Below are 22,071 nucleotides of genomic sequence, written 5' to 3' on the forward strand. Positions count from 1 at the left end.
CTCGAAGGCGCGCTGGACCTCCGCGAACGCGTCCTCGGTCAGCCCTGCCTGGGGGTATTGCTGCACAGTCATCCGTCCTTCACGCGCGGGGAGAGAGGCCTTCCTTCCTGACGGCCTGCTGCCGTCTCTTTACGGACCGCTGCTCGGGTCTCCCTCGAGCGGAAGTGCAAGCGGGGCCGCGGGGGCCGGGCACCCCGGCTGCTGCTCCCCGAGCGGCCAGCGCCTGCTCCCGAACCCCCTGGAAGGGTTGCTCGTGGAGGTCCTACAGTGGCTTCCGTTCGCCTCTCCGATCGGGCGAACGCGTCGTCGGGAGCCCAGGCATAGCCCTACTGGTGGCCCGGCGACAACCTTGTCGGTGGACAGTCGGTGGACAGACGCCTTCGGACAGCGCATCACGGGGTGGCACAGGTCAACCTGTCGCACGTGCTCTGCTCAGGCGAAACGTCATCACGTAGCACGAAGAGGCACCACACGACACGAACGCTCATGGTCTCGTAATGCGTAGGTCTCGGGTTCGAATCCCGAAGGCGGCTCCACAGTGAACTCCAGGTCAAGCCTTTGACCTGGAGTTTCTTGTCTTGGGTGGCCTTGGTGATGCTCTGACCTGGCTCTTTGGTCGCTCGTAGGGGATGGATCATGCTTGCGCAAAGGGTCCCGGTGGACAACCGGTGGACAGCCCTGCGTGACGCTCCATCAGGGGACTCTTGTTGCTCCTGGGTGATGGGCGAAATCCACCGGTCTCCGATGGGGCGACAGGCGTCGTCGGGACGGTCCGGTCCAGACAGATCTCATGTCCGGCTCGGGTCCTGGCGGTGATTGGCGTGAGCGCATGCAGTAGCCGATCGGAGCAAGGGCATCGAGAACTCGGCGTCCGTGCACTCGGTGCGCCCGGTGGTCCTGCGCCTCGGGCGGGCAGCGGTGGCCTCCTCGATCCGGGCGACCCGCCCGGTGCGCATGGCGATGGGCGCCGGGGAGTCGGCCGGCGCCTGCGGGGTCGGCCTCTGAGCCAGCAGCAGGGCGTAGTTCCAGCCATGGCGGAAGGCGTTCTCGGGTGCCCGCGGTGCCCTGGACGGTCAGGGCGCTGGTGCCGCAGACAGTGGCGGTCAGTGTTCAAAGTGCATGGGCCTGGCGGTGCCGGGCTCGTCGGCGAGCAGCGGACCGCGCTCGCCGACGAGGGCGACCACGCAGCGTTCCACCAGGGCGCGTTCGCCGGACGTCGACGGCAACGCCGGCAACGGCCCCGGCGCATCGGGTGGCTGTCCGCGGTATGTGGCCGTTCGCGCCGGGGCCATCGGGCATCCTTCTCCCGTGTGGGTCGCGAGCCGTGCCGCCACCGCCCGTGTCGTCACTCAGCGGCGCCTGCCGCGCGGCATCCTCAGCTCCTCGAAGCAGGGCTCGTCACCGTCCCGGACCCGCTGCCAGGCCCTGCGGTACAGGTCGGCGGCGGGCTCGACCGGCACCACCACGCCCAGCGGTGTGTGCTCGCCTGCGACGAGGTTCCCGAACAGCGGCAGCTTCCACCGCTCCAGCGGCAGCGTCGGACGGATGAGGTCCGCCCAGCCGCCGGGCAGGAACAGCGAGCGGCCGGCACGAGGGCGTTTCGCCTCCACCACCAGTTCGGTGGCGGCCAGTTCGGCACGGGCAGCCCTGAGGCGGGCGGGACTCCACCGCGTCCACCTGGCCGTGTTGCCGTCGGTCGGGTCGGGCATGGCCAGCAGCATGAGATGGAGCACGGCCGCGTCCTCGCCGATGCCGTACTCCTTCGCCGCCTGGGCGACCAGCTCCGGCACGGACCGGGCCGGGTCCTGCGGCCACCACGTGCCGCCCTCGTCCCGCTGCCCGCTCCCCGCCACCGGGTCGCCCGGGTCGGCGAGAGCGGCCTCGAACCGCGGGTCGCGGGCCAGCCGCAGCGCCGCCTCGGTGTCGAACGGCGGGCTGCCGCCGCGCAGCACGGGCAGATACGTATCAATTCCGTCCGCGTCCATCAGGGCCGGGCGGACCGCCGGAACCAGGTGGCCGCCCCGGGTGTCCAATACCAGCGCGCCGTACCGCTCGAATCCCTCGCCGGCCTCGGTGGGGGCGCCGGCTGCCCGGCGGAAGTCCTCCGGTACTCCGATCCGGAGGCCGAGCAGCAGCTCCGGGTTGGCCAGCCGGCCCCGTACGGCCGCCAGCGCGCCGGGCAGCGCCGCCCGCACCGGATCCCCCGGCGGGAGCCGGTGGGACAGCCATGCGAGCAGCGTCATGGTGCTGAGGAACGTGGTGGCGGTGAAGCCGGTAGCGTGCCGGTCGACCTGTGTGACGCGGTAGTCGCTGACCGTCCAGGCCAGGTCGCGGCTCAGCTCGGGTGCGGAGGCCGGGTCGAGTATCGCCGGCAGCGCATGGCGAGGCTCCCACTTGGTCCGCAGCGCCTTCGCGGTCTCGACGACCAGCGCCGCCGGGGCGTCGGGCCGCCGCCCCACCATGCGCGTCCACACCTCGGCAGCGGCGGCGACGTCCGGGCCGTCGGTCCACAGCCGGGCGGGCTCGGCGGGCAGCAGCGCCGCGACCACCGCACGCCGGACGCCGGCGTCGAGGTCGCGCAGATCCTCAAGAGCGACGTCGACGTCGGCCTGCTGCAGCCCGTGCCGGGTGAGGACTTTGCCCGGTACGGAGGCGAAATGGTGCCCGTAGTACGGCATGCCCGCCACCACCAGGGCGGCCTTGCCCTCGCTGACTCCGGTCAGCCGGGCGAACTCCCGTATCGCCGCCTCCGGGAACGAGGGCGCGGGGCCGCGCGCGTCCAGCTCCGCCAGGAACGCCGTCAACCAGCCCGCATCCCGTCCCGCCTCGCCGACCGGCCCGGAGGACCGCACCGTGTACGGCGCGGGCACCTCGAAGCGGCCCGAGGGGTCGTGGAAGAGCGCGGTGAAGCGGCAGCCGGTGTTCTCGTCGAACACCCCGTGGTCCACGACGGCGAGGAAGGCACCTCCGTCCAGCGTCAGCAACCGCTCCCAACCGGTGGAGCGCCGCTCGCCGTTCGGCTCGGTCAGGTGGCTCGCGTCGAGGTGCAGGGAGAACCAGTGCCACCGGGCGGATTCGGCGACCGCGGCCAGCCCCAGTGCGTCGATCTCGCGGAGGAGTTCGTGCAGGGCGTCCCGGTGCTGGGGCCGTGTCGTCGGGGCCGCTGCCCGGAAGGCCACCGCCGCGCACTGGTCGAGCAGCCTGTCCCACCGAGGCCTGCCGTCCGGCAGCCGGTGCCCGTCGAGATGTGTGCGCACGGCGGGCCCTGCCGGTGGGGCGGCTTCCAGGGCGCCGCGCACCGCCTGGCCGATGGTCAGGAGGCGGCGGAAGGCGTTGTCCCCGTGGTACCAGTGGGACTCGTCGGCGAGGCCGCCCAGCGCGTCGACGAGCAGTTCGTCGGTGGGACCCGCCGGTTCCTCGTCGCGGCCGCCGTCGCCCAGCGCCGCGGCGAGCCTCGCCGCCACCTCGTCCAGCGACGCCTGCTGCTCGGCGGCGTACCGCACCACCCCCGCGACCCCGGCCACCAGCGCGCTGTGGGTGATGCGGGGCAGCAGCTCGCGGACCACAGCGCGCAGGGCCTCGTGCTCACCGGCGGCGCCCGCCGCCTTCAGCAGCGCCGCCGCGGTGTCCCGGTCGACCCGGCGCAGGGCTGCCGAGCCCTCCTGGTCGCGGGGCCGCAGGCAGTGCCAGTAGTGCAGTGGCGGCAGCAGCGCGGTGCCCGCCGTGTACGTGTCGTATCCCCGGCCCGGCCGGGCCTCGGCGGTGACGACGCCGTCCGGGTCGAGCAGCAGGACCGTTGTGCTGTACGCCACGAGTCCGCGGGGCCGCTCGTCGCCGGGCAGGGTCAGTGCGCGCACCGGTGTGCCCGGCCCGTCAGGCGCGCCCGGCACGGTCACCGAGCGCCCGGCCAGGTCCTCGCCGCGCAGCGATCCGTCGGGCAGCCGCACCACGCGCCAGCCCAGCAGACCGTCCACCGGTACGCCGACCGGGCCCGCCTCGTCGGTGTACGCGGGCAGCAGCCACCCCTCGACGTAGGCGCTGTCCTCGGGCGCGTCGCGGACGGCGTCGGCCAAGAAGCCCGGCATGTGCCTGTGCCCGTACTCGCCGGTGGCGGGGTCGTACGCGTGCCAGAAGCGGCCCTCGTCCTCCGTGCACATCACCCAGTACGACGTACCGTCGCTGATGACCGGCAGGTCACCGGGCACGGTCGTGTCACCCCGGTGCAGCACCCCGCCACCGGTGGTCCGTCCGCCGCCCGGCAGCGGCAGGGCCGGGCTGTTGCTGTGGTTGAACCGGACCTGCCATCCGTGGCGGTGGTCGCCCTGAAGAAGTCGTGTGCGGTCGGCCGTGGTGTGCCAGTACCCGCGCAGACCCTGGGGCGACTGCCAGTGGACGAGCAGTTCGCCGTCCACGTAGTGGAAGCCCGGTGTGTTCCACCGGTTGACCACGCCGGCGGGGATCCGCAGATCGTGGAACAGGACGGCGCCTTCGGCTCCGATCACCCGGGCCCGGGACGGGCCCGCGGCGATCAGGTACGGCCAGGCGTCCGCGACGACCAGCTCGTCGGGGTCCTTCCCCGCCGTGAGGTCGGCGACCGCCTCCTCCCAGGCGGGCCAGCCCAGTTCGTCGAAGAGCCCTCCCCGCAGGGTCCGCGCCAGGGCGGCGGCGCGGTCGGTCCCGGTGGCCTCCCGTACCTCCTCCTGTGCCAGGGCAAGGGCCTCTCCAGGCAGCCACCACAGGCGTTCCACGGCGCCCGGGAACTGCGGCAGGCCCGCGTCGAGGGTGCGCCGGGCGACCTCACGAACCCAGTGGGCGAGCATCGTCCGCCCACCCGGGGACCGGACCAGTGCCGACACCGCGTCACGGCCCTCCTGATGGCTGAGCAGTTCGGCGGCCCGGCCGAACGCCGGCCGGAACCGGGCATCGGCCGCCACGGCGAGCAGGTCCCGCTGCCCTTCGCCACGACCCCAGCCCTCCAGGGGCAGTTCCGGACTCGGCCCGGGGTCCGCGACCGGCACCTTCAGCGACAGCAGCAGGTCCAGCAGATCCAGGTCACGGTGGGCGTCGAGCGCCTCACCCGAGGCGGTGGTTTCGACGCGTAGCCGGTCGGCGACCCGTTCCGTCAGTGTGTACAGCAGCGGCAGCCGTGGCTGGGCCCGGCGGGAAGTGCTCCGCAGGGCCAGGAAGCGCCGGAACCAGCCCGCCGTGCCGTCGGCGGGCCGCTGCCGTTCGGGCACCTCGCCGTCGCCGAGACCGGCGGTGGCGCCGGCCTTCTCCAGGATCTCCAGCCACAGGGCGGGCAGCTGACCGTCGTCGCCCCGTGGCATGACGTTCAGCAGCGTGCCGCGTACCGCGGGCTCCCGTCCGCCCAGCGCCACCAGGGCCCCACGATGCGCTTTCCACCAGGAGGCGGCGGCCCGCATCGTGGCCGGGAGCTCCAGCAGCTCCGCCAGATACGCCTGCTCCGTCGCCTCCGCGTCCCGACCCACGGCCTTGGCCAACCGCCGCAGGTCGGTCGCCATCGTCCCGGAGGGTGGCAGCCCGCCCGCCGTGCGCCGTACGGACAGCCGCACGAAGCGGTGCAACGCCTCTTCGGGCGGGACCCGGTCGGCCAGCTCCTTGGCATACGTCGACAGTGCTTTCGCCTGCAGTACCCCGGCGAGAGCGAACTCCAGGCAGACGGCGTCCAGCCGGTCCTCGTCGACCGTGAGCCCGTGCTCGGTATCCGCCTTGCGCGCCCGGTTGAACATCTGCCCCGCGTACGCCGGGTTGTCCACGCCGAGGTAGACCCGCCCGGCCTGCTCGTAGAAGGTGGGCAGGAAGTGCGGTACGGAGGCGGCGAGCTTTTCTGCCACCTGGTGGAAGGCGTCTGCGGCGGCCTTCGGCCTGGCCTTCGCCTGCCGGGCGGCACGCTCCAGCTCGGGTACGACGGCCAGCGCGTGGTGCCCGTCCTCGGGATGGTGAACCAGCACCCACTGGGGGAAGCCGAGCGCCTGCCGCAGCCCCAGGCCCACCACTGCAGGCTCCCCGACCGGCTCCAGCCCCAGGAAACCGGCCGCCAGGTCCTCCGCCGCGCCCAGGTCGTCGGGGACCAGTCGCACCACCGTCCGGCCCTCAAGCCCCGGATGACGGTACGCACGCGCCGTCAGCGCGACCGTACGCTCCCCGGCCACCTCCGTACCATGCGGCAGCACCGCACCGGCCTCCGGCAACTCATCCGGGCCGACCATTGCCCTCATACCGCTGCTCATGCGTCCGTGCCCTCCTCGACCTGGCGCCCCGCGTACAGGGCAAAAGCCATCCGCATACCCTCCGACCAGGCAACCGGGCCGACCTCGCGCAGCCGCAGCGACCGGCCGTCCTCGTCGTGCCAGCTGAGCGCGCCGGTCTCCGTCTCGCCGTCCCAGTACGGCTCCCCGATCCACACCGACGCCTCCACCGTCCGCCCCGCGTCCCGGATCCGGCTGGTGGCGCAGCCGCCCGAGATCCGGTAGCCGAGGGAGGTGGCCCGCCCAGCGAGGCGGAACCGGGAGGAGAACTTCCCTCCGGCGAACTCGTCGACCTCGGTCGCCGTCTCCGCGAGGCCGTCCGGCCTGACCCAGGTCGCCCGGTGGATCTGCTCGACCTCCTGGATCACGCCCAGCTCGGCGGCGAATTCCCGCAGCTCCTCGAGGTCGGGCAGCAGCACCGGGTGCGGCATCGTCACCGTCTCCGGGGAAATCCGTACGGTCTCGCCGTCCAGGGTGACGATCCGCAGCTCACCGGCCTCGGTGGCATCCCGCAGAAAACCCGGCTCGTCCGGGTCTTCACCGACGACCACCAGATCGCGCAGCGCCACCTGCCACGCCTCGTCGGGCCACACCCGGGCCAGTAGCGCGGTCGGTACGGGCAGCGACGACACCATCCAGGTGTCCACCTGAGCCGCACACGCTGTCGCATGCCGGTCCAGCCACTCGGCGAAGCGCCGCAGCCGATCCACCTCGGGATGGTCCTTGAGCGCCTTGGGCAGCGACTTCAGCTCCCGGCCCGAGGCCCGCCCCGAGGTCGAGCGTGCCGTCACCTTCCCACCCGCCAGGGCGACTTCGTACCCCTCGCCCGCCGACAACCAGCCCACCGGGCCCCGCCTTCCGTCATCGAGTTCAGCAATCCCGCGATCCAGCACTACAGAGCGATTCAGCAGTGCCGCACTTCGGTCATCCAGCGCCCCGGCAGCGCAGCACAGAGCTGCCGGGGATTCTGGCCGTCATCTCATCGGTGTCTTCGACGTCAGCGGCGGCCAACGACAATCGGCCCCCGGCCGACGCCGGTCACGCACGGTCCAGCCTTCCTCCAGCGCGTCCGGGGTGTCGGGGGCCCGTACTCCGAGGACAGGTGGAGGTCCAACTGCCCCGATGCCCAGATCCGGTCACCGGGCACCGGTCAGCAGCGCCCGCAGCACGGCGTGCTGTCAGGCCGTCAGCGTGTCCGCGCTGCCGGGTTCGGCATCGCCGAGCGCGAGGACGACCCGATCCGCGGCCACTCCCCATGGCACCCGGTCCTGGTACTCGATACCGGCGAGGGTCTGTACGGCTGCGTCCAGTGCGGAGTGCCGGGGGGTGGCGGGCAGCCGGTGGAGTGTCGGGACGATCAGCCGTTCCGGGGGAGTTGAAGCAGAAGCCGGTCCCGGGCTCCATCCCGTACCCCTCCGGATCGGCACTGGTCGCGGCCAGCTCCGCGACCAGCAAATCGATGGCCGCGGCCGGGACGTCGGTCGCCGGGCCGCAGGCGCGATCAGAGAACGGACCAGGGCGGCCTGCTCCAGGGCGTCGCCGCCATGGGCAGGGGTGACGTCAGCAAGAAGGGATTCACTCATCGATTCACTCACAGTGAGGACCGTAGGACGTACGTCTGACAGGGGGCCGGGCCTTCCGGCCGACCGGCCCTTCACCACGTAGAGCACATCAAAGTCGGCTGTAGGCCGCGATCAGGCCCGGTACCGCGGGTTTCCGTAGCCGATGGGGTAGTTCTACCGATGCCCTCGCCGGACGTAGTAGGTGAATCCCCACGTGCTCGGCCCCATGGGGTCGAGGTCGGGACTGGGGAGGGCCTTGGGCCCGTACGGGGAGGGCGATCGGTCGGCACGGGGCGCCGCGTCCCGGCCATGTCCCGTCGGGGAACGGATCCTCCTGCCGGGCGCGGTCGAGCATTTCGCGCAGGAACTCCACGAAGGGGATGCCGCCACCCATCCGGTCCGGAGCCTTGTCGCGGTACCAGACGCGGACGCGGTCGTCGCCCTCGTGCCGGAGCGAGAGCAGAGCGAAGTCGGCGTACCCGTCATGGCCCATGACCGGCATCATCCTCGTCGTATCCGCGACGCTCCACAGGTGCGGCGGTTCAACGAGGACATCGAGACCTGGCTGACGGCCGCCCACCAGCAGTGTCCGATCCTTGCCTGCCGCAGAGAGTGCGCCTGTTCCGTCGAGAGCCCGTAGGCGGCGCGGACGCCGTCGTCCAGCAGGTCCGGACGCCGGCGGGGTGCCGAGGCTGCCGCTTCGCTCATGCGTCCACCCCTGTGGGACCGCTTCGTCCATGGCGATTTCAAGCTGCAACTCGCGCAACCCGCAGGGAGCGCACGGGAAGTCAGGGCCACTGACGCAGCGTCGCCGTGAAGCTGCGCCCGTAGGCGTGGTGTGTGGTGACGTCGAGGCGGGTACCGCCGGGGACGCGGCGGACGCGGACGGCTTCGTCGGCGGAGATGGTGCGCAGGGTCCGGCCGTGGAGGGTGACCGAGACGGTGCGGCGCCGCGTCGTCGGGTCGGAGACCGCGAGCGAGACGGTGCCGTCGGCCGCCGTGCGGAGCAGTACGGACGCCGGGCCGTCGATCGCGAGGAGCTCCGCGTGATGGACTCCGGGGCCGAAGGTGTTGGCGGCGACGATGCCGAGGCCGGAGTGCTTGACCGCCTGGAGGTGGGCGGTGTTGGCCAGCACGGAGAGCGGGCCGCGGGCGTAGGACGCCAACTGCCGTGCGGAGGAGCCGGGGACGAGGGCGTGGGCCATGGAGGCGGGGCGGGAGCCGGCGTCCTGTTCGTAGAAGAGCGTGAAGACCTGCTTGGTGACCGCCGTGTCCGGGTTGGACAGCCGGACGGCGCGGCGGCTGCGGGTGACCGTGCCGAGCGCGGCGGTCGGTGCGGGGCCGGACAGGAAGACGTACCCGACCGCGGTCCCCTGGTCGGCGTCGGCGTAGCGCAGCCAGGCCGGCGGGGCGGTACCGGTGTCCTGCCACGGCGTTCCGTCGCGCAGCCCGCCGGTGAGGGTGACCGGGGCGGTGGGAGCGGCGATGCGGCTGTCGACCGTGGTGGTCACCGCCCGGCCCGCCTGACCGGACACACCGGCGGCGAGGACGACAATCTCGTCGTCGAGCATGAACCACGACTTCGTCGCGCGGGCGCCCCGGTAGGCGACGAAGTCGTCGGGCAGCTCACCCGCGTGCCGGGCCGCGTACGCGGCGTCGTCGGACAGGACGAGCCCGGCCGCTCCGTACGCGCCGAGGCGGGCGCCGCCGGAGTAGGGTGCGGTGCCGCGGGGAAAGTAGACGTAGGTGTTCTGCGACTCGGAGGACGACGTGAACCCGCGCTCGGGGTTGTCGTACCAGAGCGTGCCGTAGAGCTCGGGGACGGTGCGGCGGCTCTCCACCGGGGCGGTGACGCCTGCCAGCCGGTACGGCGGGACGACGGTGAAGTAGTCGACACCGAACGCCTGCCGCTGGTCCTGGCCGGCGAGGTAGAGGTAGTGGGCGCCGTCGCCCTGGAACCAGGGCATCAGGTTCTCGCCGCTCATGTACTCGTACTTGCTGATCCGGTCCGAACTGCGGGCCAGCGCGAAGGCGTAGCCGGGCCGTCGGTGGACGGTTCTGTCCATCGCGTTGAACGCCGTGTGGGAGGCGTCGGGCACGAGGTCCTTCGCGGGGACCGCCGAGTCGAGGATGCCGGCGTAGCGGGCGATGCTGACGGGTGAGGTGAACGAGACCGGGTCGAGGTCCGCCCGCGACGTCTGCCGGACGTACTTGACGTAGCCTGCGAGGGCCTCGGCGTCCCTGTCGGCGGCGTATCCGGAGATGTCTACGACGGCCTCCACGACGGCGGCGACGTCCGCGTAGCCGGTGCCGGTCCGGGAGACGGCGCGCCCCTTGACGACCTCCGTCATCCAGCCTTCGAAGATCAGCGGGGCGAAGCCGTCGGCCACCCAGCCCTGCACGACACCGACCAGGTCGGCGACGGGTACGTAGGCCGTCCCGTCGAGGATCTTCACGGTCTGGACGATGCGCGTGAGCAGGCCCTTGCCGTACGAGCCGGTGTAGGCGACGGACGCGTGCTGAACGAAGGAGCCGTCGGCGTAGAAGCCGTCGGTGACACCGTGGCGCAGGTCGTACGGGTCGATCCGCGCGAAGATGGTGAGCTGGTCGGCGACGGCCTTCATGATCCGGGCGTCGTCACCGAGCACGGCACCCTGGAGAATCCGGTTCGTCGTGATGTCGGCGAGGTTGGCACCGGTGTGGAAGCGCGAGCCGAGGTCGACGTCGCCGTCCTTGCCGTTGCGGAGGTACCCGTCCATGGACACGGCACAGGCGGCGGCGAGATGGGGCCGGTACGCCGCCAGTTGGTCCCGGAGGAGGACGAGTGTCCGGGTGAGATGCGTGGAGATGCCGATCTCCCAGTGGAACCAGTTGCCGTAGTACCCCTTCGATCCGTCGCCGTAGTACTCGGTGTGGAGGCGCGCCAGACCGTCGACGACCCGCCGTTGCACCGGCTGGTCGTCGCGCAGCTCCGCGCCGGTGGAGCCGGGGACACGGGTGGCCAGGGCGATCTCGTACAGATACTGGAACGACCTGCTCAGGTTGGCCTCGCTGGTGCCCAGAGGGACGCCCTGGAAGAGCTCGCCCGGTCCGGCGCCGTCCATCGCGGCGAGCCGGGAGCGGGCCGTGCGGATCATGGAGTCGAGCTTCGGGGCCACCTCGGGGCGCGCGTTGGCCTCGGCGGTGCCGGCGAAGACGGCGACCGTGTTGCGGATCAGCGTGGCATGGCCGACGGCCGCCTTCGCCGACTCGGCGGGACCGGGCCGGGGCGCGGCTTCGGCTCGCAGGGGCCGTGCCACGGCAAGCAGTGTCGCCGCGGGGATCGCGGACAGTACGCAGCGACGCGAGAACTCCACCTGAACGCTCCATGGTTCGGCCGGAAAGCGCTTGCGGCCAGCCAAGCAACGGTGTTCTTACGTGTCAACGGCCCGGCCGCCGACCGGCGCGGCGACCTCGCCGGTACGGGATACGGCACCGGGACCGGAGCTGGAGCCGGGGCGGAGGAGTCGGGCCAGGGGAGTCGGAGTCCGGAGAGTCGGGGCCGAGGCGGGAGTCGGGGCCGGGATCCGTGGCCGGAAGCCGGAAGCCGGAAGCCGGAAGCCGGAAGCTATAGCCGGAGCCGGAGCCGCTGCGGGACTGGTCGCGGGCGCTGTCCGGGGCGCACGCTGGAGGCATGGCAGGGAGCCGCCCATCGTCGTCCACCGGATCTCGCCCTCGGGCGGGCGCCGGGTGACGGTGCGCGGGCGGATCATGGGGCTGGCGCACTCCGACGACGAGGTGCTGGAGCTGGTCCGCCGCGCGGGGGAGACGGCGGTTGAGGCGGAAAGCCTCGAGGACCCCACACGGGTCGAGTGGACGGGCGGCAGGCCGCATCAGTACGAGCCGTTGAAGCTGCTCCCCTGAGCGGCGCCCCGGCGCAGCTCACCGGCTTGCCAGGACCTGAAGTCCCGGGGCGGGTGAGCGGGGCCGGCAAGTGGGTTGAAACATTACGGGGAGGCCGGCGCGTCAATGAGGTGAAGGGGTCGTCGGTACGTACGGGGGAGAGTGACCGAGGGATGAGAGTGTCCCGCACCGAGGAGTACCGGGAGTTCGCGGCGAACCGCGCCGCGCACCTCTACCGCTCCGCCTGCCTTCTGGCCGGCGGGGACACCCACCTCGCGGAGGACCTGGTACAGGAGACGCTCGGCCGCATGTATGTGGTGTGGGGCCGCGTCTCCCGGATCGACAATCCGGCGGGGTACGCCCAGACCGTGCTCGTCCGCGCGTTCCTCACCCACCGGCGCCGGCGCTCTGCCTCCGAACGCCCCGTCGGCGAACTGCCCGACTCCGCTCTGCTCTCCGGCGACGACCCCGAGCTGCGCCTCGCGCTCCTCGGAGCGCTCGACCGGCTCTCGCCGAAGGACCGGGCGGTCGTCGTGCTGCGGTACTGGGAGGACCGCAGTATCGAGGAGACCGCCGACGCGATGAACGTCAGCTCGGCCGCCGTCCGCACCAGAGCCGTGCGCGCACTCGGCAAACTCCGTGAACAACTGGGCGGCAGCCTGGTCGAGTTCGCGGCTCGCTAGCGCCCAGCCTTCAGCAGCCCCTACGCGGGTTCGAACACTTCGTTCCGTAATGTTGCGACCAGAGAGTGTGGTTCCCCATGCCTTTTGAGGACGAGCTCGGTGAGGCGCTGCGCCGCACCGGAGACACCTTCCGGCCCTCCGACCGGCCGGGCCTCGTGGACGGCGGCCTGACCCGTGGCCGTCGCCGGCTGGCCCGTCGCCGGGCGGCCGCCGTGACCGGCAGCGTCCTGGCCCTGGCCGTGGTCGGGGTGGGCGGCGGCTACGCGACCGGCTCGCTCGGGTCGGGCGACGGCACGGGCTCGGCCGCGGCCATTCCCTCGGCCCCCGCCATTCCCTCGGCCCCCGCCACGCCCTCGGGCCCGGCTTCGGTCGAGACCGGCAGTGTCACCAAGGAACAGATGATCGAGATCTTCAAGGGCCTGCTACCTGAGGGAACGACCACCCGCGAGGACGGCACGGGCATCACCGACGGCCCCGAGGGGCTGCACGGCCCCTCTGTCTCACTGGTGTTCGACGACGGCAGGGGCGCGGCGGCGATGGGCCTCGGCGTGAGCGTCGTCGACCCGGCGGGGAGGAGTGCCGCGGATTCCGTGACGTGTCCGTCGCAGGCGTTGGTGCAGCACGACGGGTGCAAGGAGGAGACGCTGCCCGACGGCTCCCGGTACCTCCTGTTCCAGGGCTACGAGTACCCGGACCGGCGTGAGGACACCAAACTGTGGCGGGCCACCCTGGTCACACCGAAGGGTGTGAAGGTCGATGCCAGTGAGTGGAACGCACCCGCCGAGAAGGGCGCGGCGGTCAGCCGGCCGGCCCCGCCGCTGACCGCCGCGCAGATGAAGGCCCTGGTCACCGCCGAGGCGTGGCGCACGATCGGCGCGCGGCTCGGGGAGCCCCGTAAGGAGAGCCCAGAGCCCGGGCAGTTCCCGGGCACCCCGGTGAACAAGGTCCTCGGGTCACTGCTCCCCGCGCACCTGAAGATCGTCGACCAGCAGGGCGGCCCCGGCTACGGGTTCGTCGTCGCCGACGACGGCCAGGGCGCGAGCTTCATCCAGGTCAACGCCCAGACCGGTATGCAGGACCTGTTGAAGGGCCGCTTCACCGGCGACGTCACCACCCTCCCCGACGGCACCAAGATCATGGTGAAGAAGGAGAACGACCCGGACCGGAAGGGCGGCGCGGGCGCCGTCGGCTGGACGGTGGACACCCTGCGCCCCGACGGCTTCCGGGTCGTGATGACGGCCTTCAACGCACCGGGCCAGGGCCAGGACGCCAGCCGCGCGGAGCCGGTGCTGACGATCGAGCAGATGAAGACCATCGTCCTCGACGGGGAGTGGTACACGGCGGCCGAATGACCTCCGGCAGGACGGCACGGCGGCAGGACGGCACGGCGGTGGGACGGCACGGCGGTGGGACGGCAGGGCGGTGGGAGGACACGGCGGTGGGAGGACACGGCGGCGAGAGGGCACGGCGGTGGGACGGACGGCCGGACCACCGGCGCCCTGACAGCCGGACCACCGGCGCCCGGGTGGCCCGCGGCCTGCCGGAAGCGGCGACCCGCCCGCGGACGCTGTGCGGCCGGACGTGCGGCGGCGCGGCGACGGGATCCGCCGAGCGGCTCACTTCGCGTCCGAGTACCGCTCCACCACCGCGATCGTGAACGGGAACCGCACCGGCGTCTCCCCGAAGGCGATCCGCCCGGCCAGCTCACCGGCCGAGCGGATCGCCTCCGCCACTTCCCCGGCCTCCTCTGCGGGACAGTGCACGATCACCTCGTCGTGCTGGAAGAACACCAGCTCCGCCCGTATCCCGGCCGTCGCCCGCCGCAGCGCCGCCAGCATCAGCAGCGCCCAGTCGGCGGCGCTGCCCTGCACCACGAAGTTCCGGGTGAAACGGCCCCGGGCCCGCGCGTTCGGCGACGCGTAGCCGGGTGTGAACCCGGGATCCACGGAGGCCGCTGTTTCCAGGGGCTCCTGGGGGATGCCGGCCTCTTCGCCGTCCTCCGCTCCTACGGCCCGGGGGCTGGTGCGCCCCAGCCAGGTCCGTACGAGTCTGCCCTCCTCGCCCGCCTTGGCGGCGTCGTCCACATAGGCCACCGCGCGGGGGAATCGGCGGCGGAGCGCCGCAAGGTTCTTCAGGCCGTCGCCCGACGTCTGGCCGTAGACGGCGCCGAGCAGCGCCAGCTTGGCATGGGCGCGGTCGCCGGCGAAGGCGCGGTCCGACAGGGCGGTGTAGAGGTCGCCGTCGTGGCCCGCGACCTCCATCAGGCCGTCGTCCCGTGAGATCGCGGCGAGCACCCGCGGCTCCATCTGGTCGGCGTCGGCCACGACGAGTCGCCAGCCCTCGTCCGCGACGACGGCACGCCGGAGCACCTTCGGGATCTGAAGCGCCCCGCCGCCGTTGGTCGTCCAGCGGCCGGAGACCGTACCGCCCGGCAGGTACTCGGGCCGGAAGCGGCCGTCCCGAACCCAGTCCTGCAGCCAGCCCCAGCCATGCGCCGTCCAGATCCGGTACAGCTGCTTGTACCGGATCAGCGGTTCGACGGCCGGGTGGTCGATCTCCTCCAGTTCCCAGCGCCGGGTCGAGCGCACCTTCACGCCGGCCTGGGCGAACGCCTTGACCACGTCCGCCGGCAGATCCGGCCGCACCCGCCGGCCGAAGGCCGCCGACACCTGGTCCGCGAGCTCCGCCAGCCGCCGTGGCTCCCCACCGCCCGCGTACCGCTCTCCGAGCAGTTCGTGCAGCACCTCCCGGTGCACGTCGGCCCGCCAGGGGAGCCCCGCGCGGGTCATTTCCGCCGCCACCAGCATCCCTGCGGACTCGGCGGCCGTCAGCAGCCGCATCCGCCCCGGGTGCTCGGTGGCCGCGTGTCTTCGCTGCTGCTCGGCGTAGACCTCCAGCAGCGCCTCCAGCGGCACGGTGACCGGCTGCGGCTCGAACAGGGAGGACTGGGAGCCGGGCTCGGCCGCCCGCGCGGGAGGGTCGGGCGGCACGGGAGCGTTGCGCAGGCGCGCCCAGGCCGCCGCCGCCGAGCGGGGCTCGCCGAGCCGCCCCTCGTGGCCGAGGAGCAGCAGCTCGGCGACCTCGATGTCGTAGCACCGCTCGACGCGGACGCCTGCCGCGAGCAGCCGGGGGCAGACCTCCGCGGTGGACCGCCACACCCACCGGCCGACATCCGGCCGGGACCGGACCGCCTCCACCAGGTCCGGCTCCTCCAGGACCGGCCCTGCGGGCAGGCCGTCGGGGCCGAGGGGGACGAGCCGAGCCCCTCCCCCTTCGGCCGCCGCCAGAGCCCACCGTCCGCCCATGGAACCGAGTGTGGCAGCAGGGTCGGACATCGCCGCCGCCGTGGCCTTCGCGCGACCGCCCGGCTGTCCCGCGACCGCCGGGCTGTCCCGCGACCGCCGGGCTGTCCCGCGACCGCCCGGCGGGCAGGCTGCCCTGCGTCCGCCCGGCCGGTGGCCGCCGTACCGCCGGCACGCCCGGCCGGTGGCCGCCGTACCGGCCGTTCGCCACCGGGTGAGGCTCCGGACGACGCGGGCCGGGTTGCCGACGGCGAGGACCCCGGGCGGCAGGTCCTTGACGACCACAGACCCCGCGCCCACCACGGTGTTCTCGCCGATGGTGACCCCGGGCAGACGATCACGCCGCCGCCGCTGTACGTGTTGTAGGCGGCGCAGAGTCGGGCGCGGCGCAGCGTGTCCGCGCCCAGCTCCTCGTCGTCCAGCCGGTACCAGTCGCCCGCCGGCATCCGGTCCTTGTTCTCGGCCGCCGGCCGGTCCCTCCCTCGACGCCCCGCTCCGTAGGATTGATCCTGCTACGCCGCCGATGGCGGTGGCGGGTTCTTGGACAGGGTGGGGACGTTCGGTGGTACGCGGTGCGGTACGCGGTGCGATGCGGAGACAGGTACGGAGCGCGGCCCTCGGGGCGGCGGTGGCGGCGCTGACCATGGGGGCGGTGACCGCCTGTTCCGCGGAGACGAAGCCGTCGCCCGCCGAGAAGGCCGGCGGTTCGGCGGTCCCGCAGGGCGAGACGGCGGCGAAGGACAAGGAGACGTCCGGGAAGGAGAAGGAGCCGGCCGGGGGCGGCCAGGTCGGTGCCGCCGGTTCACCGTGCCCCATGCCGGTCACCTTCGATCTTGCCGAGCACTGGAAGCCCGAGGCCGTGACGGCTCCTGAGGACGAGGAGTTCGCCGCGCTCTTCGAACGGGGCCCGGTCTCGCTCGTGTGCGAGATCGACGCGAAGCCCGCCGGGAACATCGGCTTCATCCGGGTGTGGGTGGGAACCGGCGCCGGCGGCGACACCCGCAAGGCGCTGGAGGCGTTCGTCGCGGCCGGGGGCGAGCACCGCAGTGAGGAGGCGTACACGGTGACCAAGGCAGGGTCGTACGACGCGACCGAGGTCACGTACGTCAACACCAGTGTGATCCTCGACGAGCCGAAGAAGGAGCGGGCCTTCGCCGTGGCAACGCCGAAGGGCGTGGTGGTCGTCGACCTCGGTGGGCTGGACTCCGGGGAACACGAGGAAATGCTCCCGGCGTACGAGCTGGCCAAGAAGACCGTACGCGGCTCCTGACCCGGTGCCAGGGGCGGGCGGGGGCGGCCCCGCCCGCCGCTCGTCCGTGTCGACGGTATCGCCGGCCTGCCCGGTGTCGAGCGCACCGGTCGGCTCGTCGGCGAAGAGCACGGCCCTGACGGGTGACCCAGAGCACAGGCGAGCGCTTCCCTTTCGCTCGCCGCGCTGGGAAGACCCCGTGCTTCTGCCTCCGGGCACCGGTCCGGCCGGACCGGACTTCCGGTCCCGGCGGCCCGGATCGCGACCGCTGGGGAGCCCGGGGGAGCGGTCGGGCAGGCCATACCCAGCGGCCGGGCGGGCCGCGCCCGTGCGACCATCCGAGGTATGAGTACGGTCGAGAAAGCGCTGGCAGCGGCGCTCTGCGCGGAGAGCGACGAGGCGCTCGACACCGGTGCGTCCCTGCTCGCCGCCGACCCGTCCGCCGACGACGAGCGCGACCGGCGTGGCGAGGAGTTCGTACGGCGGGCCTGGGAGCGCGGCTGGCAGCCCGCCGACGTCCTGCGGCTGGTCCGCCGCGACCTCGGCGAGGCGCACGAACGCCTGGCCGCCGGGCTGATCGCCGCGGAGACGAAGCGCTACGGCTCCCGCCTGACGCCCCGTTTCCGGGCGCAGCTCGCCGAGGCGGCGGTCCTGCGGCCACCGCGGTCGGACCGCTTCTCACATGCCACGGCCCTGCTGGAGCTGTACCGTCTGCTGGCCCGCCTCCCCGCGATCGAGCCGGTCGGCCCGGTGCCCGGCGAACCCCTGTCCTCGGTGCGCGCGTCACCGCACGAGCCGCGCATGCTCGGCCGTATCCGGGCGCTACTGGCGAAGGCGGAGGCCACCGGATTTCCGGAAGAGGCCGAGGCACTCACCGCGAAGGCGCAGGAACTCATGGCACGCCACAGCGTCGACGAGGCCCTGCTGTCCGCTCGTACGCACAGTCCGGACGCCCCGTCGGCGTGCCGGATCGGCGTGGAGCCCCCGTACGAGACGGCGAAAGCGGTCCTGCTCGACGCGGTGGCCGGCGCGAACCGCTGCCGCGCGGTGTGGAACAGCTCTTTCGCGTTCTCGACCGTCGTCGGCTTCGAGAGCGACCTCAAGTCGGTCGAGCTGCTCCACACCTCACTGCTCGTCCAGGGCGCGACGGCCCTGGCCGGGGCGGAGTCCGCGCAGCGCGCGGGCGGGCGCAGGCGCACGAAGACCTTCCGGCAGTCCTTCTGGACGGCGTACGCGAGCCGATTGGGCGAGCACCTTGCGGCGGTTGCCGACGAGGTGGTCACGGCGGACCTGCTGCCGGTCCTGGCCTCCCGGGATGTGGCCGTGACCGCCCACGCCGACCGGATGTTCCCCGAGACCACGACCACGCGCGTGCGCGGTGCGGCGGACCCGGACGGCTGGCACGACGGCCGGGCCGCGGCCGACCGGGCCGAGCGGCGGGGCCCCGCCCCGGCGACGGGCGGTGTCGAGCGGCGTCCCCGGCGGTAGCGGGGGAGGCGGCCGGGCTTGGCGCTCCTGTGTGGGGAGGCGGCTGGGCCCGGCGGCAGGCGTGGGCTGATGTGGTGGCCGGGGCGGCGGGCTGCCTGTGCCGGATACGGCGGCCCGGCGGCGTGCGAAGGGGCGGCTTGCGTAAGGGAGACAGCCGCCGGTGCGCGCGAAACGCCGGGCGTGCGCGGTCGGCGCCGCCCGGTGCCGGCGGCGTCGCCCTCGGCTCCGCCCCTCGGCGAAATGTCCCTCAAGGCCGTTACGCTCGGCCCATGAGCTGGCTCCGGGCGCTGAAGGAGACCGCCCGTTCGGGCCTGAAGATCGAGCGGCAGCGGCTGGAGCCCCTGATCGCCGCCCGTGCCGCCGCCGGGCTCGCGCTCGTCTTCGGCGCCGCGCTCGTGCTCTTCGGGCCGGCCGTCGCCGTCAGTTCCGCCTTCGGCGCCTTCCAGGCGGCGATCGCCACGTTCCAGCGCAGCTGGCGCCCGCGGCCCGTGCTGGCGCTCTTCTCGGGTGCGACGCTGGCCGTCTCCACCTTCCTCGGATATGTGACGGGTGCCCATATCGCCCTGTTCCTGGCACTGCTGACACTGTGGACCTTCCTCGCCGGTCTTTCCTGGGCCGTCGGGCCGACCGTCGGGATCATCGCCTCCTCGAACGTCGCCATCATGCTCGTGACGGTCACCCTGCCCACCTCGGTTGCCGCCGCGGCCGGTCATGCCGCCGTGATCGCCGCCGGCGGCATCGCACAGGCACTGCTCGTCGTGATCTTCCCCGTACGCCGCTGGGGTGCGCAGCGCGACGCGCTGGCCGACGCGCTCGCCGCGGAGGCGGACTACGCGCGCCGGCTGCGCCGCGACCCGACCGCGGCCTTCGATCCGGCGCCGCTGATGCAGGCCCGCAGCGCCGCGGCCGTCACCCCGAGGGAAGCCAGACGCAGGCCGGCCGAACTGCACGGCACCCGAGGGGTCGCCGAACGCATCAGGCCGGTGCTCGCCTCCCTCGCCGACCCGGCCGTCGGTGTCCCCGACGAGGGTCCCGCGCGTGACCGGGTGCGCGAACTTCTCGACGCGGCGGGCACCGTGCTCGACACCGCGGCGCACGCCGTGCGCCACGGGGAAGCGGCAGCGGTGCCGGCGGCCGCGGCCGCCGCTCTGCGGACGCCCGACAGCGGCGCCCTCCTGTCGGGACCGCCCCGTCGCGCCGCCCTGCGGCTGACCGCGCTGCTCGACGACGTCGTCGCCACGGCCCGCGGCGCGGGCACCGCCGACTCCGGCCACCGGACGCGGCAGGGCCTGCTGCGGCTGCTGCCCGTGGCCCTGCGCGCGGTGCGCGGCGAACTGCGTCCCGGCTCGCCGGTCCTGCGGCACGCGATCCGTTCCTCGGCGGTCGTGGCCGCGGGCTATCTGCTCGGCACGGCGCTTCCGTTCGGTCACGGCTACTGGGCGCCGTTGACGGCGGTCATGGTCATGCGCCCCGACTTCTCGCAGACGTACGGCCGTTCCGTCGCCCGGCTGTGCGGCACGCTCGTCGGGGTGGGTGCGGCGACCGCGGTGGTGCGGGCGGCCGATCCCGGCAGTTATGTCAGTGCGGGCATCGCCGTCCTGTGTGCCTTCGGCATGTTCCTCGTGATGCGCACCGGTTACGCCGCGGCCAGCGTCTTCATCTCGGCCTACGTGGTCTTCCTGCTCGGCACCGGCGGGGAGGACTGGGACCAGACGGTGCCCCAACGGGTGCTGCTCACGCTCCTCGGCGGGCTGCTCGCGATGCTCGCGTACGCCGTGTACCCGGCGTGGGAGACGCCGCGTCTGCACCACCGTCTCGCGGACTGGCTGCTCGCCGACGGCCGTTACGCCGCAGCCGTCCTCGACCGCTACGCGGACCCGGCGGACCCGGCTGACCCCGCGGACCTGCCGAATCGGGCCGTCCCGGCGGACCGGGCGGACCCGGCCCACCCGCCCCGGCCGGATGACGTCCGCCAGGCGCTGCTCGCCTCGCGCGACGCCCGTATCGCCTGGCGGGAGGCGCTGGAGAAGGCGAGGTACGAGCCGGTGCGCTCCCGGGTGCTGTCCCGCGACACGGCGGAGGAGGCCGGGCGCGCCCTCGCGCAGGCCGGCCGGGTCGCCATGCTCATCGAGGCTCATCTGCCGGAGTACCGGACGGGCCACGGCATCGAGCCCGTTCCCGCCGCCGCCGCGCTGGCCGAGGTGCTGCGGCACGCCACGGAGGACGCCGTGGTGGCGATCCGGGAGCACCGGGTGCCGGACTGGGACGCCCTCCACGAGGTCGTGGACCGGTGGGGCACCAAGGAGGCGGCCGACGCGGTCCTGCGGGGCGGCGCCGTCCAGCTCCTGGCGGCGCTGGACGCGCTGGCGGCGGCCCTCGCCGCGGGGCCGGGACGCGGACGGGCCGCGGACCCGTGAGGGTTCCGCGGCCCGGTGACCCGGTGACGTGACGTGACGTGACGTGACGAGGCGTCACCTGTGAGGCGTGACGGTCAGGGGACCTGGAACTCGGTCCCGTGACGGTCAGGGGACCTGAAAGTCGGTCGGAATGCCGGTCGGCAGGCCGTCGGGGAGCTGACCCTGATCGACCTTCTTCAGGGTGTCCTTCTTCCCGGAGCCCCAGGAGACGACCAGGGTCGTGCCGTCGTTGGATTCGACCGTGCCCGTCGTGCGGTCGGTGTCCCCGTCCGCGCACTTCAGCGCCAGCATCTGCTTGTCCGTCTCCCGCACCTCGCCGTGACAGGTGTGCCCCTCCGCGACGAGCGTCGCCGTCCCGTTCTGGACGCTGAGCGCGACGGGGCCGGCGCTGCCGCTCGTGTCGGCCCAGGTGCCTTCGACGTCGCGGCCTCGGCCGGCGTCGCCGTCACCGTCGTCGCCGCCCGTCGTGGGCGAGGCGGAGGGCGCGGTGTCCTTGCTCGCGTCGTCGCTCCCGCCGCCGCCGCATCCGGTGAGCGCGAGGGCGGCGGCGAGGCCCGCCGCGGCGGCCGTGGTCCGTACGAGCTTGCGCATGTGATCGATCCCCCTGATCGGTAGCAGGACCGCGCCAAGCTACCAGGAGGACTTGCGGACTCCGGGGAGGAATCCGGCGTGGGCCTGCTCGCGCATCCGCACCCTGGACAGCCCGAACTTCCGCAGATGGCCGCGCGGTCGGCCGTCCACGCCGTCCCTGTTGCGGACGCGCGTGGGGCTGGCGTCACGCGGCTGACGCCGCAACTCGGCCTGCGCGGCCCGCCGGTCCGCCTCACTCGTGTCCGGCCTGCGGAGGATCTCCTTCAACTCCGCCCGCCGGGAGGCATACCGCTCGACGACCGCCTTGCGGTGCTCGTTGCGTGCGACCTTGCTCTTCTTCGCCATCAGACCTTCACTCCCCGCGCACGGATGCGGGCCACGGCGGCTTCCACGCCGATCACGTCGATCGTCTTGACCGCCCGCGCGCTGAGCGTGAGGCGCACGTGGCGGCCCTCGCTCGGGAGCCAGTAGCGCTTGCGCTGGATGTTGGGGTCGAAGCGGCGGGACGTGCGCCGGTGGGAGTGCGAGATCCGATTGCCGAAGCCGGGCACGGCCCCGGTCAGCATGCAGTGGGCGGACATGGTGATGCACCTCTCGTGGCAGCTGCATTGGTAATGGAAATCATTTC

Annotated in this window: 15 protein-coding genes and 2 pseudogenes; 6 read left to right on the top strand and 11 right to left on the bottom strand. The window is 73.2% G+C overall.

All coding sequences use genetic code 11. The features are described from left to right. Positions 1 to 917: 917 nt before the first annotated feature. From AB0903_RS24695 to AB0903_RS24720, 6 genes and pseudogenes are all read right to left on the bottom strand, one after another. A pseudogene (locus AB0903_RS24695) lies at positions 918 to 1,211 on the bottom strand (AAA family ATPase); the annotation flags it as partial. Between the two features lie 138 nt (positions 1,212 to 1,349). After that, on the bottom strand, positions 1,350 to 6,251 hold the full coding sequence (locus AB0903_RS24700; protein WP_366706245.1) for a DNA-binding protein: 4,902 nt from the start codon (positions 6,249 to 6,251) through the stop codon (positions 1,350 to 1,352). Next, complete coding sequence (locus tag AB0903_RS24705; protein ID WP_366706247.1) at positions 6,248 to 7,114, bottom strand: DUF4132 domain-containing protein; 867 nt, start codon at positions 7,112 to 7,114, stop codon at positions 6,248 to 6,250. Before AB0903_RS24705 ends, AB0903_RS24700 begins: the two co-directional genes overlap by 4 nt. Before the next feature lie 333 nt (positions 7,115 to 7,447). After that, entirely contained in the window at positions 7,448 to 7,696 is a 249-nt protein-coding gene (locus AB0903_RS24710) for a hypothetical protein (RefSeq protein WP_366706249.1), read from the bottom strand. Between the two features lie 636 nt (positions 7,697 to 8,332). Then, positions 8,333 to 8,539 (bottom strand): hypothetical protein, encoded by a 207-nt coding sequence (locus tag AB0903_RS24715; protein WP_366706251.1) that lies wholly within the window; start codon positions 8,537 to 8,539, stop codon positions 8,333 to 8,335. A gap of 80 nt (positions 8,540 to 8,619) precedes the next feature. Continuing rightward, positions 8,620 to 11,187 carry a polysaccharide lyase family 8 super-sandwich domain-containing protein gene (locus tag AB0903_RS24720; protein WP_366706253.1) on the bottom strand — a complete coding sequence of 856 codons (2,568 nt, stop codon included), beginning with the start codon at positions 11,185 to 11,187 and terminating at the stop codon, positions 8,620 to 8,622. Positions 11,188 to 11,581: 394 nt separating this feature from the next. Here AB0903_RS24720 and AB0903_RS24725 point away from each other — a divergent pair, with 394 nt between their 5' ends. The 3 genes from AB0903_RS24725 (at position 11,582) to AB0903_RS24735 (ending at position 13,748) form a co-directional block, all read left to right on the top strand. Beyond that, entirely contained in the window at positions 11,582 to 11,734 is a 153-nt protein-coding gene (locus AB0903_RS24725; RefSeq protein ID WP_366706255.1) for a hypothetical protein, read from the top strand. A 152-nt stretch (positions 11,735 to 11,886) separates the two neighbouring features. Continuing rightward, complete coding sequence (locus AB0903_RS24730) at positions 11,887 to 12,396, top strand: SigE family RNA polymerase sigma factor (protein WP_366706257.1); 510 nt, start codon at positions 11,887 to 11,889, stop codon at positions 12,394 to 12,396. A gap of 77 nt (positions 12,397 to 12,473) precedes the next feature. Next, positions 12,474 to 13,748: a hypothetical protein gene (locus AB0903_RS24735; protein ID WP_366706259.1), complete on the top strand. Its 1,275-nt coding sequence runs from the start codon at positions 12,474 to 12,476 to the stop codon at positions 13,746 to 13,748. A 264-nt stretch (positions 13,749 to 14,012) separates the two neighbouring features. Here AB0903_RS24735 and AB0903_RS24740 read toward each other — a convergent pair whose 3' ends face one another. Both AB0903_RS24740 and AB0903_RS24745 read right to left on the bottom strand, forming a co-directional pair. Next, positions 14,013 to 15,701 carry a bifunctional 3'-5' exonuclease/DNA polymerase gene (locus AB0903_RS24740; RefSeq protein ID WP_366706348.1) on the bottom strand — a complete coding sequence of 563 codons (1,689 nt, stop codon included), beginning with the start codon at positions 15,699 to 15,701 and terminating at the stop codon, positions 14,013 to 14,015. 213 nt (positions 15,702 to 15,914) lie between these two features. Beyond that, positions 15,915 to 16,144 (bottom strand): annotated as a pseudogene (locus AB0903_RS24745) (maltose acetyltransferase domain-containing protein); the annotation flags it as partial. 143 nt (positions 16,145 to 16,287) lie between these two features. Here AB0903_RS24745 and AB0903_RS24750 point away from each other — a divergent pair. From AB0903_RS24750 to AB0903_RS24760, 3 genes are all read left to right on the top strand, one after another. Beyond that, positions 16,288 to 16,968, top strand: a complete 681-nt coding sequence (locus tag AB0903_RS24750) for a lipoprotein (RefSeq protein WP_366706261.1) — start codon at positions 16,288 to 16,290, stop codon at positions 16,966 to 16,968. A 324-nt stretch (positions 16,969 to 17,292) separates the two neighbouring features. Further along, complete coding sequence (locus AB0903_RS24755; RefSeq protein WP_366706263.1) at positions 17,293 to 18,435, top strand: DUF2786 domain-containing protein; 1,143 nt, start codon at positions 17,293 to 17,295, stop codon at positions 18,433 to 18,435. 269 nt (positions 18,436 to 18,704) lie between these two features. Then, positions 18,705 to 20,852, top strand: coding sequence for an FUSC family protein (locus AB0903_RS24760; protein WP_366706265.1), 2,148 nt, complete (start codon positions 18,705 to 18,707; stop codon positions 20,850 to 20,852). Between the two features lie 105 nt (positions 20,853 to 20,957). On the opposite strand, the gene AB0903_RS24765 is transcribed toward AB0903_RS24760, so the two are convergent. Genes AB0903_RS24765 through rpmB form a run of 3 tightly spaced genes read right to left on the bottom strand, consistent with a single transcriptional unit; the run spans position 20,958 to position 22,024 of the window. After that, complete coding sequence (locus tag AB0903_RS24765; protein ID WP_366706267.1) at positions 20,958 to 21,443, bottom strand: hypothetical protein; 486 nt, start codon at positions 21,441 to 21,443, stop codon at positions 20,958 to 20,960. Positions 21,444 to 21,482: 39 nt separating this feature from the next. After that, on the bottom strand, positions 21,483 to 21,788 hold the full coding sequence (rpsN, locus tag AB0903_RS24770) for a 30S ribosomal protein S14 (protein ID WP_366706269.1): 306 nt from the start codon (positions 21,786 to 21,788) through the stop codon (positions 21,483 to 21,485). After that, entirely contained in the window at positions 21,788 to 22,024 is a 237-nt protein-coding gene (gene rpmB, locus AB0903_RS24775; protein ID WP_264245973.1) for a 50S ribosomal protein L28, read from the bottom strand. Before rpmB ends, rpsN begins: the two co-directional genes overlap by 1 nt. Between the last annotated feature and the right edge of the window lie 47 nt (positions 22,025 to 22,071).

The organism is Streptomyces sp. NPDC048389 (assembly GCF_040706335.1).
GTDB lineage: Bacteria > Actinomycetota > Actinomycetes > Streptomycetales > Streptomycetaceae > Streptomyces.